A 12,874-nucleotide genomic window follows, 5' to 3' on the forward strand; every position below is an offset into this window, starting at 1 on the left:
CCGCCTCTCGCGGAAAAGGATCTCCGGGCGTAGCGTTGGTGGTATGCGGCAGGCACACGCTGAAGACGCTCGGACCGAGGCCAGGCGAGTCGTACGCAACCTGCTGGGTGAGGAGCGTCCGTCGGCCGAGGCGTTGATCGCTGACGCGCGCCCGGTGCTCGGTGACGAGCGGACCGAGCGCTGTCTCAGCCTGGCGCTGGGCGCGTCGCTCACCAGGCGGTCGGCCGAGCTGGCGGCCATCGCCGCGCTGGTGGTCGGCACCCGTGAGCTCGGCGCGTCCTGGTGGCAGCGGCCCAGGGACGGCAAGTTGCCCGCGCCCGACGAGGTGCTGGAGACGTCCGTCGCGATCGAGCCGTGGACCGACCTCACCGCGCTGGAGATGCTGGCCGCGTGGACCTCCGACGACGCCGCCGACCAGCTCTGGGGCCGGCCGGTCGCGGAGGTCGACCTCAACTCCTGGCACGCCGAGGACCGCTTCGCGCTGCCGCCGGAGGTCAGGCCCGGTCAGCGGCTCGTCGTGCACTTCGACGCGGGCGGCCGGCTCGACGCGGTCGTCACGCGCCGCTCCGACGACGACCTGGGCTCCAACCTCGACTTCCACTCGCTGCGCTACTCCCGCCCCGCCGAGGCTCAGTGGAGCTGGGGGGTGGCCGCCGGGCTCGGTCCGCACCGGCTGCCGGGCGAGAAGCCCGACCCCTACGCCCGAGAGGTGGACCCGGCCGCGGTCCGCATCCTGCGTGCCTGGGCGATGCGGCACGGCGCCACCTCCGAGCAGCTGGGCGAGGGGTGGCGGACCGTCGGCGACGTGGTGGCCGCGATCGAACGGGTCGACTGGATGTGGCGCAGCGGCGAGTGGTTCGGCTGGTGGCGCGGCGCGTCGGCGCTGGTGGACGACTCGGCCTACCTGCCCTTCCGGCTGGAGGAGCTGGCGGCGGGCTGAGCCCGGCCGGACAGGCCGGCGGCGCCCTGCCCGCCGGCCTGGAGGTGGCGGACCGGCGCCGCCCCGGTCTCAGCCGACGGGGATGTCGGCGAGTGGGGGGAAGTCGGCGATGCGCACCCGGACCGTCGTGGCCTGTTCCGGCACGCCGACCAGCGCCCAGAACTCCTTGGTCTCCTGCGCGAGATGCTTCTCGACGGCGGTGCCGCCGGCCGTGCAGACGCAGTATTGGCGATCCCCCTGGTTGCCGTAGGCCACCACAGGGCCGGACATGGTCTGGGTGGCGGTGTCGACCAGGTCCACGTTCGAGGACGCCCCGAACCTGCCGGACGCCGGCAGGCTCTTGTGCCTCCTGCCCAGCTCGTGGAGCCAGGTCGACTTGATCCCGTTGTTGGTGGTCCGGTAGGTCAGCACGCCGAGTCCGCCGCCGATCGTCCGGACCGGATCCGCCTCGACGGTGAACGGCTGGCCGTCGACCTTGGTCGTGGACGACGAGCCGGGACGGCCGGAACTCAGCGGGACCGGCGTGCCGGTGGAGGCGGTCGCGCCCGAGATCCGGGGCCGGTCGAAGGACACGGTGACCCGCCGGTTCCTGCGCTGCCCGTCCTCGGTGTCGTTGGGGTACAGCGGTTGGCGGGAGCCGTGGCCTTCGGCGGTGAACCGGACGCCCTCCCTGGTCACCAGGGAGGTCAGCTCGGCGCGTACGGTCTCCGCGCGGCGTCTGGACAGGGGGTCGTTGACGGCGTCGTCGCCGGTGGAGTCCGCGTGTCCCTCGATCTTCACGGTGCCCGCGTCGGAGGCGTCGATCGACTTCGCCGTGCGTCGCAGGATCTGCCGGGCCTTGTCCGACAGATCGGCCTTGTTCACCTTGAACAGCACGTCCGAGGAGAGATTGATCCGCACGCGCTTGTCGTCGGTCGTGGTCTCCTGGCTCCGGTCCAGGCTGACCGAGGGGATCTCCATCGGGTACGAGAGTGGCGTGAGCTGATGGCCGGCCGGGTCGGGGATCTCCTGGCCGGGCGGTGGCACGGGCGGCTCGTCACTGATCGGGACGTTGACGATCGGCGGGGCGAACGGCAGGTACACCGTGGTGGAGGAGGCTCCGCCGGCCGGCGCCGGCACGACGGCGTAGAGCGTGCGTGGCTTGCCGTACTCCAGCCCCGGGCCCTCGTAGTCGTTCTCGGCCGTGCACAGGCAGGCGCCCTCGGGAGTGACGGACGGCATCAGGATCCGGCTCTGGGCGGGGTCGATCAGCCCGAGCCCGGAGGCCATGTCGTCCTTGTCCCTGGTCATGTAGTCGTGGACGTCGTGCCAGAGGTACCACTTCCGGCTGTCCGTGGTCTTGCTGAGCCGCACCTGGATCACCACGTGATCGGCGCCGAGCCGGTTGAGCCCCACGAGGTCGACGGCCACGTCCCGGATGCGCGCGTCCTCCGCGGTGGCCTTGACCGACGCGATGGCGGCACGGGTGTCGGTGTGCGGGTCGGTGTACTCGGGGCTCGGCGCGGGTTCGGTTTCCGGAGGCGGCGGATCCTGGGACGCGTCGTTCGAGGGCGGCGTGGCCGCCGCGGACGGGAGGCGTTCGGGGGCGGGCAGCTCCAGGGCGCCGCACCCGGCCAGGAGGGTGACGGCCCCGGCCAGCGACAGCGCGCGGGTCCACCGGGAGCGCTTGACAGAGGTGATTTCTAAGGCATCCATCAGATGGACATCTTGCCTTAGATGCGATCATCGCGACGGTAATGGGGCGAATCCGGAAGCGAGGACGGCGGACGCGGTCAGCCGGCGGTGCCCTCGCCGAGCCGGCCCGAGCGGTGGTGGCGCCGGCAGAGCACCTGGTAGCGCACCGGAGAGGCGTCGGTGTCGCCGATCACCACCCGCTCGCCCGTCCGCACCAGCTCGCCGCCCACGATCCGGCCGTTCAGCAGCCCCGGCCGCCCGCACCAGCACAGCACCTCGACCTGCAGCCGGCACACCTCGTCGGCCAGCTCGAACAGCCGCTGCGACGCCGGGAACATCACCGCCCTGAAGTCCGACGCCAGCCCGAAGGCGTACACGTCGATCCCGTGCTCGTCGACCAGGTCGGCCAGCTGCTCGATCTGCTCGACCGTGTAGAAGCAGGCCTCGTCGCAGATCAGGTAGTCGATCCGGTCGTGACCGGTGACCAACCTCACCAGATCGAGGGAGTCCTCCACCTCGATCGCCTCCAGGCCGAGCCCGATCCTGCTGGTCAGCTGGGGCCCGCCCGACCGGTCGTGCTTGGTGAGCACCAGCCCGCGCCTGCCCTGCCGGCCGTGGTTGTAGTTCATCTGCAGGGCGAGCGTGGACTTCCCGCAGTCCATGGGGCCGAAGTAGAACTTGAGCACGGCATCGCGAGCGCCGGACGGCACTGCTGACAAGGCGGACATCTCGATCACGGAGTGCCACCTTAGCGGTTCGCCCCCCGGGTGACGCGGCCAGCGCGTCCGGTCACGGGCCGCCGCCGCGGTGGGTTGGCGTGTTCCCTGACCTCGTGGGACATTTCTCCCCTGAAGCATCAGGAGGCAGGCGTGGTAACAGACAAGCCCCCCGCGGGGCTCGAAGCACTGATGACGCCCGACGACGTCACGGCGGCGCAGGCCGACGCCGCGCGCTGGCGCTACGGGTTCTACGTGGTGCTGACGGGCATCGTGGCGGTCCTCGTGGCCTTCGGCGCCGCCGTCTTCGCGACCGGCGAGTTCGCGGCGCTGTTCGCCGGAGTGGCCGGAGTGGTGGGAACGATCATGGGGGCCTACTTCGGAGTGCAGGCCGGCCAGTCGGGTAAGGCCAAGGTGGAGGCCGACCTGGCCCGGTCCAACGAACTGGTGGTCCGGCTCGCCGCCTACGTCGGCACGGCGAACGCGCCCCGCGTCATCGAAGAAGTGCTCGGCCGGCGCCGGAGCTGAGGAGCCATGCGTAGCGTCCGTATCGGAGTCGACACCGGGGGCACCTTCACCGACGTGGTGGCGGTGGACGAGCAGACCGGTGAGATCGTCACCACCAAGACCCCCTCCACGCCCGCCAACCCGGCGGACGGGTTCGTCGCGGGCATCGAGAAGCTGGGCGAGCTGGACGTCGGCTCGGTCGTCCACGGCACCACCGTGGCCACCAACCAGCTGCTCGAGGACCGGATCGCCGACCTCGGGTTCATCACCACCGAGGGTTTCGAGTTCATCCTGGAGATCGCCAGGCAGAGCGTGCCCGACGGTTACGGCAACTCCTACTTCTGGGTCAAGCCGCCCAGGATCGTCCCCGTGCACCTGGTGAGGACCGTCGGCGGGCGGCTCGACCACCTGGGCGCCGAGGTGCGGCCGTTCGCCGAGGAGCAGGCCGTCGAGGTGGCCCGCTGGTTCCGGGCCAGGGGCATCACCGCGATCGGCGTGTGCTTCCTGCACTCCTACGCCGATCCCACGCACGAGCGCCGCATGCGCGACGTGCTGGCCCGCGAGCATCCCGAGGCCGTGGTCTCGATCTCCAGCGACGTGCTGCGCGAATACCGCGAGTACGAACGGTCGGTCACCACGCTCGTCGACGCCGCGGTCAAGCCGGCCATGCGCCGCTACCTCGCCAACCTGTCCGGCCGGCTCGGCATCCCGTTCTCGGTGATGAAGTCCAACGGCGGGGTGCTGTCGGCGCGCGAGGTGGTCGACCAGCCGATCACCACCGTGCTGTCAGGCCCCGCCGCGGGCGCCCTGGGCGCGGCGCTCATCGCGTCCACGGCCGGGCATCCGTCGGTGATCACGCTCGACGGCGGCGGCACCTCCACCGACGTCGCCGTGGTGATCGATGGCGAGCCCTCGATCACCACCGAGGGGTCTGTCGGCCGCTACCCGTGCAAGATCCCGATGATCGACATCGTGACCGTCGGCGCGGGCGGCGGCTCGATCGCCTGGATCTCGCCCGAGGGCACGCTGAAGGTGGGGCCCAAGTCGGCGGGCGCCGACCCCGGTCCCCTCTGCTACGGCAGGGGCGGCACCGAGGTGACGGTCACCGACGCGCACGTCTTCCTCGGCCGCATCCCGCCCCACCTGCTCGGCGGGGAGATCCCGCTCGACGCCGGCGCCGCCCGCACCGGCATCGAGGCGCTGGCCGACAAGCTCGGCCTCGGCGCCGAGCGCACCGCGACCGGCATCCTGGAGATCAGCGCGTTCAACCAGAGCAACGCGATCCGCCAGCTCACCGTCAAGCGCGGGCTCGACGTGCGCGACTTCCCGCTGGTGACGTTCGGCGGGTCCGGGCCGCTGCTGGCCTGCCGGCTGATCGACATCCTCGGGCTGCCCGCCGTGGTCGTGCCGCCCGACCCGGGCAACGTCTCCGCGTTCGGCCTGCTCACCGTGGACGTCAAGAACGACTACGTGCGTACGCACGTCACCCGCGACCTGTCCCTGGCCACCGCCGCCCGGATCTACGGAGAGCTGGAGGGCGAGGCCGCCGAGGCGCTCGACCGCGAGGGCTTCGACGACCCGGTCTACGCCCGCAGCGCCGACCTGCGCTACTACGGCCAGGCCTACGAGGTGCGGGTGCCGGCCCCGCCGGGCCCGCTCGACGACGACTGGCGGGAGCGGGTGCTCCAGCACTTCCACGACGCCCACGAGAAGCTGTACGGCTACGCCTACCGCGACGACCCCCGGCACCAGGTCGAGTGGGTCAACCTGCGGGTCTCCGGCATCGGGCCCATCACCCGCCCGGCGATCCGGCGCAGGACGCGGCAGGGGGTGGAGGCGGCGGCGGTGCGCAGGCAGGTGCACTTCGAGGAGCCGTGCGACACCGCGATTCACCAGCGGGCCGCGCTCGACCCCGGCACGGTGATCGAGGGCCCGGCGGTGATCGAGGAGTACGGCTCGACCATCCCCATCCACCCAGGTTTCACCGCGACGGTGGACGAGTACGGCAACGTGGAGGTGCGGCGTGGCTGACCCGATCCTCGTCGAGATCGTCGAAGGCACGCTGGCCTCGGTGGAGAAGGAGGTCGAGACCGCGATCGCGCGCACCGCGCGGTCGCCGATGATCCGCGACGCCCACGACTTCCGGGCCGGCATCCACGACGCCCGGCTGCGCAAGCTGACCGGCCGCTCCTACAGCGCGCTCGTCCAGCCGGTGGTCCGCGACTTCCCGATCGACACGATGAAGCCCGGTGACGTCTACTTCCACAACGACGTCTACCTGTCCGAGGGCGGCATCGGCCACCTGCCCGACCTGTGCGTCACGGTCCCGGTCTTCCACGACGGCGTCGTGGTGGCGTTCGTGCAGGCGTTCGGCCACCATGACGACATCGGCGGGTCGGTGCCCGGCTCGATGCCCTCGCACGCGCGCAGCGTGTTCGAGGAGGGCCTGATGGTCCCGCCGATCAAGCTGTGGGACGAGGGCGTGCCCAACGAGGCCGCGCTGCGCATCATGACGCGCAACTCGCGGATGCCCGACTCGCTGGCGGGCGACCTCGACGCCGAGTGCTCGGCCTGCCTCATGGGCGCACGCCGCCTCGGTGAGCTCTTCGAGAGGTACGGCAGGGCCGCCGTCGAGGAGTGCTTCGACGCGATCATCGACCAGACCACGCGGACGTTCCGCCGTGAGCTGCTGGCCAAGATCCCCGAGGGCACCTACACCTGGGAGGACTACGCCGAGCACGACGGCGTCGACGAGCCCCGGCTGCACACCCAGCGCATCACGCTGACCGTCGACCAGTCGGCCGAGTCCCCGCTGACGATCGACTTCACCGGCACGTCGCCGCAGGCCAAGGGGCCGATCAACCACGCGGGCGACTACGCCGACGGCGTGTTCCTGAAGAAGTGGCTGGCGCCGATCCTGCGCAACCTGGCCGACACCCCCGAGCGCATGGCCGAGCTGGACGTCAACGAGGGCGTCGTCCCCCTGATCAAGATGATCTTCCCGGAGAAGGGCACGCTGCTCACCCCGGTCTTCCCGGCTCCCACCAACGCCCGGACCTTCGTCATCCTGCGCCTGCTCGGCGTGCTCGCGGGCGTGCTGGCCAAGGCCACCGGCGGCCGGATGCCCGCCGACCAGGAGACGATCCGTTACACCGGCGTCTACGGCGCCGACGCCGAAGGCCGCCCCTACCTGATGCGCGAGGTCCTCGGCGGCGGCTCCGGCGGGCGCTGGTACGCCGACGGCGAGGACACCATCCACGTGGTGCCCGACTCGCGCAACATCCCGGTCGAGTTCGCCGAGGCGCGCTGGCCGTTCCGGGTGGAGCGGCTGGCGCTGGCCTGCGACTCGGGCGGGCCGGGGATGTTCCGGGGCGGGCTCGGCTACGACAAGCACATCCGGATGCTGCGCGACGCGTCGTACATGTCGATCGCCGACCGGTCGATCCTGTCGTGCTGGGGCGTCAACGGCGGGCTGGCAGGCCGGCCGTTCCGGGTGGAGATCGCGGGCAAGGAGATGGAGGGCCTGGTGGACGACCACCAGGTGCAGGCCGGCGAGGTCATCCGCATCCGCACCACCGGCGGCGGCGGCTGGGGCTCGCCCTACGACCGCGACCCGCGCGCGGTGGCCGCCGACGTCCGCGACGGCAAGGTCTCCATCGCGGGCGCCCTGGGCGACTACGGGGTGGTGCTCGACGGCGACCGCATCGACGAGCAGGGCACCGCCCAGCTCCGCGCCAACCTGCGCCCGGCCACCGGCCGCTTCTTCGACCGCGGTCCCGGCTATCCCAAGCTCTCCGGTGGCCGTACACACGCCGAGGTGGACGAGTTGTAAGGGCCCGGGCGAGCGTCAGAGGGTGAGGCGGTAGAGGGTGAGCGGCCGCCCACTGGAGCCGCTGGTGAGGTTGCCCGTGCGCTCGGCCAGCCCGGCCAGCTCCAGCCGGTGCAGCATGCGCCGGGCGGTGCGCTGCTGCACGGCGAGACGGCTGGCGATCTCTCGGGTGGTCAGCGGCATGTCGCCGACGGCGGCCCGCGCCTCCAGCAGCTTCTTCAGGGTCGGCACCGACAGGCCCACCCGGCGCGCGATGACCGAGAGGTCCTGCTGCCCGGCCATGCCGGTCGCGACCGGCGCCAGCACGATGTCGGTCTCGGCCCGCAGGGACAGGACCGCCGCCACGTCGCCGATGCGGCGGGCCTTGGCCAGGGCGCGCCGGGCCAGGCTCTCCGCCTCCGCGGCACTGCGGCCCAGGCCGAAGCCCACACGGACCAGCTGGTTGTGGTCGGCGAGCCGGGTCAGCATGGGCAGGCCGGTGAAGCCTCCTGTGGCCCTGTGTAGCGGGCCGCGCGTCGTCACCAGCAGGTGCGTGCCGCCGCGGAAGGCCGCTATGGTGCCGCCCAGCGCGGTCGCCTCGCGCAGCAGTCCGGCCTCGCCGGCCACCTCGATCAGCCCGAGCGCGATCTGCGCGTCCTGCTGCGCCTGCCCTTCGGCCGTCAGCAGCAGCTGGCGCAGCGCCATCCGCACCGAATGGGCCGCCGGCACCAGGCGCAGCACCCGCATGTCGCCACGGAGCGCCTCGTGCACCGAGCCGAGGCAGGTGATCACGGGATGGTCCGGGGGGCGGCGGTGGAAGGCGATCGCCTTCTCAGGCGTCATCTCCGGCCGGTACGGCAGCGCGCGCAGGTTTCCGGACGGCAGCCCGGCCTCGGCGAAGACCGCCGTCACCCCGGCCGCCGGCAGCGTGTCGATGGACAGCCGGGTCACGTCCTGGCCCTCGTGCTGGAGCCGTACCAGGGCGCCGAGCAGCGTCGCGCCCGTGTAGTCGACGTAGGCGGCGGGGCGGGTCAGCGCGCCGGCGTCGCGGGCCAGTGTGTACGGGACGGCGCCGGTGAACAGCCACCCTTCGACGGCGGAGGCGTGCGCCTCGACGATCGCCGGCGCCTGCGACTCGTGGTCGTAGTCCAGGCGGAGGGTGCTGACCCCCGGTTGTTCCTCGCACGTGGCCGCCACGTCGTCGACCAGATCGTGCGGGCCGACGACCCCGATGACGACTGCCACCCACGCCTCCCTCTTCCGCCTGCGCCGGACCTGATCGCGGCTCTCGGACGTGCTGTCGGTCGTGGCGCGTGGGCCGGAGCCCGGACGCGATCATCATGGGGTCCGATCAAGGACATCTGCCGCCCATCTTGGCGCAGAATCGCCGTGTCTGTCTCCGCGACCGCCTCCCGGATGTCACATCCAAAATCTTGATCTACATTGTAAAGGCATTGGCGCTGTACGCAGATGGCCGGCATGCGCGTGCGGGCGGATGGGTCGCGGCTGCTGATCGTCGCCACCCGCACCAGCCGCTCCGTCTCGGAAGGCCGGCGACACGCCACCTCACAATTCGGTACACATCATCGATCACTACGCCTGAACCTCGTGATCACGGGTAGCGCTGTGCAACCACACCAGTAACATCCGACGGACGGAAGCCCAGCATGATCACCCTCATCCTGCTCATCTTCGCCCTGGCCTGCTTCGTCCTGGCCGCCTTCAACGTGGGCGGGGGCCGCGTCAACCTCATCGCCCTCGGCCTCGCCTTCTGGGTGCTGACCGAGCTCATCCCCCACTTCGGCGATCTTTAGCAGCGGGCCGGGCCCCGCCGCCGTCCTCACCGGGGACGGCGGCGGCCCATCCCGGGTACGTGTCACGAATCAGCAGGTGACGACGAGATCGGCCCGATCACGGGTGCCGTCGTCGGCGAACCACTTCCGCTCGGCCGCGAACCAGGCGTCCCACCGGGGCGCGAACTCGGAGCCGTCGCGCTCGATCACCCGGCGCAGACGCACCTCCTCGGGCGCCTCCACCCAGACCGTGTACGCCAGCAGGTGCGCCGCCGACCTCCGGGCCGTTCCGACGCCTTCGACGACCAGCGCCGGCGCGACCGGCACCTCGACGAGCGGCCCGTATTCACCGCGCACCCAGTCGTAGCGGCGGAAGGCGCCGGGCCGGCCCTGCCACAGCGGCCGGAGCACCTGCTCGTGGAGCGCGTCGAACCACGGACCCGGTCCCTCGTCCCAGGGCACGGGGAAGTCGTCGCTGTGCACGACCTGGCAGCCGAGGGCCGACGCGAGGCCGTCCGCGAACGTCGTCTTGCCGGACCCGGCGGGACCGTCGACGGCCACCAGCCGGACCGGGCCGCAGGACGGCGCCAGCTCCTGGATGTGGCCGGCCAGTGATTGCACGGACCCAGGGTAGGTGAGGTGTGGGGTGGGGGGAGAGAATGTGCTCCCGCACCGGATCAAGCTGGAGGCCGATTTGCCCGGACCCCTCGATGACATCGTCGTACTGGACCTGTCCAGGGCGTTGGCCGGCCCGCATGCCGCGCAGATGCTGGGAGACCTCGGCGCGCGGGTGATCAAGGTCGAGCATCCGGCCGGGGGTGACGAGTCGCGAGGCTGGGGCCCGCCCTTCGTAGGGCCAGATCACGATATTTCCACCTATTTTCTGGCGGCCAACCGCAACAAGCAGTCCATCGCCGTCGATCTGAAGACGCCCGACGGCAAAGCGCTCATCGAGCGCCTGGTACGCCAGAGCGACGTGCTGATCGAGAACTTCCGCACCGGTGTCCTCGACCGGCTCGGGTTCCCGGTCGAGCGCCTGCACGAGCTCAACCCGCGTCTCGTCATCCTGTCGATCACCGGGTTCGGCCACGACGGGCCCGAGGGCGGGCGGCCCGGCTACGACCAGATCGCCCAGGGCGAGGCCGGCCTGATGTCGCTGACCGGCCCGTCGGCCGACGAGCCGTACCGGGTGGGCGCCTCGATCGCCGACCTGCTGGCCGGCATTCACGGCGCGTACGGGGTGGTGGCGGCGCTGTACGACCGGAAGCGCACCGGCAAGGGCCGGGTGGTGCGCACCTCGCTGCTCGCGGCGGTGACGGGCGTGCACTCCTACCACGGCACCGCCTGGACCGTGGGCGGGCAGGTGCCGGTCGCGGGCGGCAACCACCACGCCTCGATCGCCCCCTACGGCGCGTTCCACTGCGCCGACGGCATGTTGCAGATCGCCGTGGCCAACGACGCGCAGTGGCGGAAGGTGGCTACGCTGCTCGGCATCGATCCCGGCCAGCCGAGATACGCGACCAACCGCGACAGGTTCGCGCACCGAGACGAGCTGATCACCGACATGGAGAAGGCCCTGGTGGCGCACGACCGCGCCCACTGGCTGGCCCGCCTCGCCGAAGAGGGAGTGCCCGCGGGGGCGATCCGCTCGCTCGACGAGGTCTACGCGTGGGACCAGACCCGCTCCCAGGGGCTGGTCGTCGAGGTCGACCACCCGGTGCTCGGCCGCATCGAGCTGCCGGGGCCGCCGCTGCGGTTCGACGGGCTCGACGAGGCGGAGCACACCGCTCCGCCCGCGCTCGGCCAGGACCAGGACGCGGTGCTCCGCTGGCTGCGAGAGCGTGAGACATGATCCGGACATCGCGCTATCGGCCGGTACATTCGTGCGTCACCATGGCAGCATCGGCCGACACGAGGGAGCAGCGGTGACGCGTCCGGACGCACGCACACTGATCGAAACGGTCCTCGACCAGGGATCGTGGACATCGTGGGACGTGCCCCCAGCCGATCCGGCGCCCCCCGGTTCCTCCTACGCCGACGAGCTGGCCGCGGCCCGGGCCAAGTCGGGCTACGACGAGTCGGTCATCACCGGGGAGGGGCTGCTCGCCGGTCGCCGGGTGGCCGTGCTGGCCAGCGAGTTCTCGTTCATGGCCGGGTCGATCGGGAGCGCGGCCGCCGAGCGCATCACCTCGGCGGTCGAGCGGGCCGCCCGCGAGCGCCTGCCGCTGCTGGCCGCGCCCGCCTCGGGCGGCACCAGGATGCAGGAGGGCGCGCTCGCGTTCGTGCAGATGGTGAAGATCACCGCGGCCGTGCAGGCGCATCGCGCGGCCGGTCTGCCGCACGTGGTCTACCTGCGGCACCCGACGACGGGCGGGGTGCTCGCGTCGTGGGGGTCGCTCGGGCACGTCACGGCCGCGGAGCCGGGCGCGCTGGTCGGGTTCCTCGGGCCGAGGGTGTTCGAGGCGCTGCACGGCTACCCGTTCCCCGAGGGCGTGCAGGTGGCGGAGAACCTCTACCGGCACGGGCTGGTCGACGCGGTGGTGCCGGCCGAGGACGTGCGCGAGGTGGCCATCCGGGCGCTGACCGTGCTGTGCGCCGACAGGACGGCCCTGGAGCCGGGCGAGCCGCCCGAGGAGGACCTGCGTCCGGTGGAGGCGTGGGAGGCGATCACCCGGTCGCGTCGCGACGACCGGCCCGGCGTGCGCGGGGTGCTCAAGCTGGCCGCCACCGACGTGACCCCGCTCAACGGCACCGGCGCGGGCGAGAACGAGCCAGGTCTGCTGCTGGCGCTGGCGCGGTTCGGCGCCGCGCCCGCCGTGGTGCTCGGCCAGGACCGGCACGGCCAGCGCTCCCGCTCGCCGCTCGGCCCGGCCGGGCTGCGCGTGGCCCGGCGCGGCATGCGGCTGGCCGCCGAGCTGGGGCTGCCCCTGGTCACCGTGATCGACACGGCCGGGGCGGCGCTGTCGAAGGCGGCCGAGGAGGGCGGCCTGGCGGGGGAGATCGCCCGCTGCCTGGCCGACCTGGTGAGCCTGGACGCGCCCACCGTCGCGCTGCTGCTCGGCGAGGGCGCCGGCGGCGCCGCGCTGGCCCTGCTGCCCGCCGACCGGGTGCTGTGCGCGCAGCACGCCTGGCTGGCGCCGCTGCCGCCGGAGGGCGCCTCGGCGGTGCTCTACCGCTCGGTCGACTTCGCCCCGGAGATCGCCCAGGCCCAGCGGGTACGCGCCACCGATCTGCGCGCCGCCGGGATCGTCGACCGGGTCATCCCCGAGCTGCCCGACGCCGCCTACGAGCACCGGGCGTTCTGCGAGCGGGTGGGACGGGCGCTGGAGCACGAGCTCGCGCTGCTGCTCGCGCGGCCGCCGGCCGACCGGCTCACCGCCCGTCTGGCCCGCTATCGCCACCTGGGCGGCTGACCGGGCTGGCCGGGCCGGCCGGG

11 protein-coding genes are annotated in these 12,874 nt (G+C 72.3%); 7 read left to right on the forward strand and 4 right to left on the reverse strand.

All coding sequences use genetic code 11. The annotated features are described in order from the left end of the window. Positions 1-43 precede the first annotated feature (43 nt). Positions 44-940, forward strand: coding sequence for a hypothetical protein (locus AC5L3X_RS23085; protein ID WP_494859505.1), 897 nt, complete (start codon positions 44-46; stop codon positions 938-940). Between the two features lie 69 nt (positions 941-1,009). On the opposite strand, the gene AC5L3X_RS23090 is transcribed toward AC5L3X_RS23085, so the two are convergent. Both AC5L3X_RS23090 and AC5L3X_RS23095 read right to left on the reverse strand, forming a co-directional pair. Beyond that, positions 1,010-2,635 carry an OmpA family protein gene (locus AC5L3X_RS23090; RefSeq protein WP_494859507.1) on the reverse strand — a complete coding sequence of 542 codons (1,626 nt, stop codon included), beginning with the start codon at positions 2,633-2,635 and terminating at the stop codon, positions 1,010-1,012. A gap of 77 nt (positions 2,636-2,712) precedes the next feature. Beyond that, complete coding sequence (locus AC5L3X_RS23095) at positions 2,713-3,342, reverse strand: thymidine kinase (RefSeq protein WP_494859698.1); 630 nt, start codon at positions 3,340-3,342, stop codon at positions 2,713-2,715. A gap of 141 nt (positions 3,343-3,483) precedes the next feature. Here AC5L3X_RS23095 and AC5L3X_RS23100 point away from each other — a divergent pair, with 141 nt between their 5' ends. The 3 genes from AC5L3X_RS23100 to AC5L3X_RS23110 are packed head-to-tail and all read left to right on the forward strand — an operon-like array spanning position 3,484 to position 7,669. Then, complete coding sequence (locus AC5L3X_RS23100; protein WP_189126490.1) at positions 3,484-3,858, forward strand: hypothetical protein; 375 nt, start codon at positions 3,484-3,486, stop codon at positions 3,856-3,858. Positions 3,859-3,864: 6 nt separating this feature from the next. Continuing rightward, complete coding sequence (locus AC5L3X_RS23105; protein ID WP_494859509.1) at positions 3,865-5,868, forward strand: hydantoinase/oxoprolinase family protein; 2,004 nt, start codon at positions 3,865-3,867, stop codon at positions 5,866-5,868. Next, on the forward strand, positions 5,861-7,669 hold the full coding sequence (locus AC5L3X_RS23110; RefSeq protein ID WP_189126488.1) for a hydantoinase B/oxoprolinase family protein: 1,809 nt from the start codon (positions 5,861-5,863) through the stop codon (positions 7,667-7,669). Before AC5L3X_RS23105 ends, AC5L3X_RS23110 begins: the two co-directional genes overlap by 8 nt. A 15-nt stretch (positions 7,670-7,684) precedes the next feature. Here the strand turns inward: AC5L3X_RS23110 and AC5L3X_RS23115 are convergent, their stop codons facing one another. Further along, positions 7,685-8,890, reverse strand: coding sequence for a hypothetical protein (locus tag AC5L3X_RS23115; RefSeq protein ID WP_225263132.1), 1,206 nt, complete (start codon positions 8,888-8,890; stop codon positions 7,685-7,687). A 422-nt stretch (positions 8,891-9,312) separates the two neighbouring features. Between AC5L3X_RS23115 and AC5L3X_RS23120 the strand changes: the two genes are divergently transcribed. Beyond that, positions 9,313-9,459, forward strand: a complete 147-nt coding sequence (locus tag AC5L3X_RS23120; RefSeq protein WP_494859511.1) for a hypothetical protein — start codon at positions 9,313-9,315, stop codon at positions 9,457-9,459. Between the two features lie 69 nt (positions 9,460-9,528). On the opposite strand, the gene AC5L3X_RS23125 is transcribed toward AC5L3X_RS23120, so the two are convergent. Continuing rightward, entirely contained in the window at positions 9,529-10,059 is a 531-nt protein-coding gene (locus AC5L3X_RS23125) for a uridine kinase family protein (protein WP_494859512.1), read from the reverse strand. A 73-nt stretch (positions 10,060-10,132) separates the two neighbouring features. On the opposite strand from AC5L3X_RS23125, the gene AC5L3X_RS23130 reads away from it, so the two are divergent. Together AC5L3X_RS23130 and AC5L3X_RS23135 are read left to right on the forward strand one after the other, a co-directional pair. After that, positions 10,133-11,290 carry a CaiB/BaiF CoA transferase family protein gene (locus AC5L3X_RS23130; RefSeq protein ID WP_494859699.1) on the forward strand — a complete coding sequence of 386 codons (1,158 nt, stop codon included), beginning with the start codon at positions 10,133-10,135 and terminating at the stop codon, positions 11,288-11,290. 73 nt (positions 11,291-11,363) lie between these two features. Next, positions 11,364-12,851: a carboxyl transferase domain-containing protein gene (locus AC5L3X_RS23135; RefSeq protein ID WP_189126485.1), complete on the forward strand. Its 1,488-nt coding sequence runs from the start codon at positions 11,364-11,366 to the stop codon at positions 12,849-12,851. Positions 12,852-12,874: the final 23 nt, after the last annotated feature.

It is taken from the genome of Nonomuraea sp. CX421, assembly GCF_059358955.1.

Excerpts from the sequence above, each read along its gene's own strand:
- AC5L3X_RS23085 (WP_494859505.1), top strand. The coding sequence starts at position 44 with ATGCGGCAGGCACACGCTGAAGACGCTCGGACCGAGGCCAGGCGAGTC.
- AC5L3X_RS23090 (WP_494859507.1), bottom strand. The coding sequence starts at position 2,635 with ATGGATGCCTTAGAAATCACCTCTGTCAAGCGCTCCCGGTGGACCCGC.
- AC5L3X_RS23095 (WP_494859698.1), bottom strand. The coding sequence starts at position 3,342 with ATGTCCGCCTTGTCAGCAGTGCCGTCCGGCGCTCGCGATGCCGTGCTC.
- AC5L3X_RS23105 (WP_494859509.1), top strand. The coding sequence starts at position 3,865 with ATGCGTAGCGTCCGTATCGGAGTCGACACCGGGGGCACCTTCACCGAC.
- AC5L3X_RS23120 (WP_494859511.1), top strand. The coding sequence starts at position 9,313 with ATGATCACCCTCATCCTGCTCATCTTCGCCCTGGCCTGCTTCGTCCTG.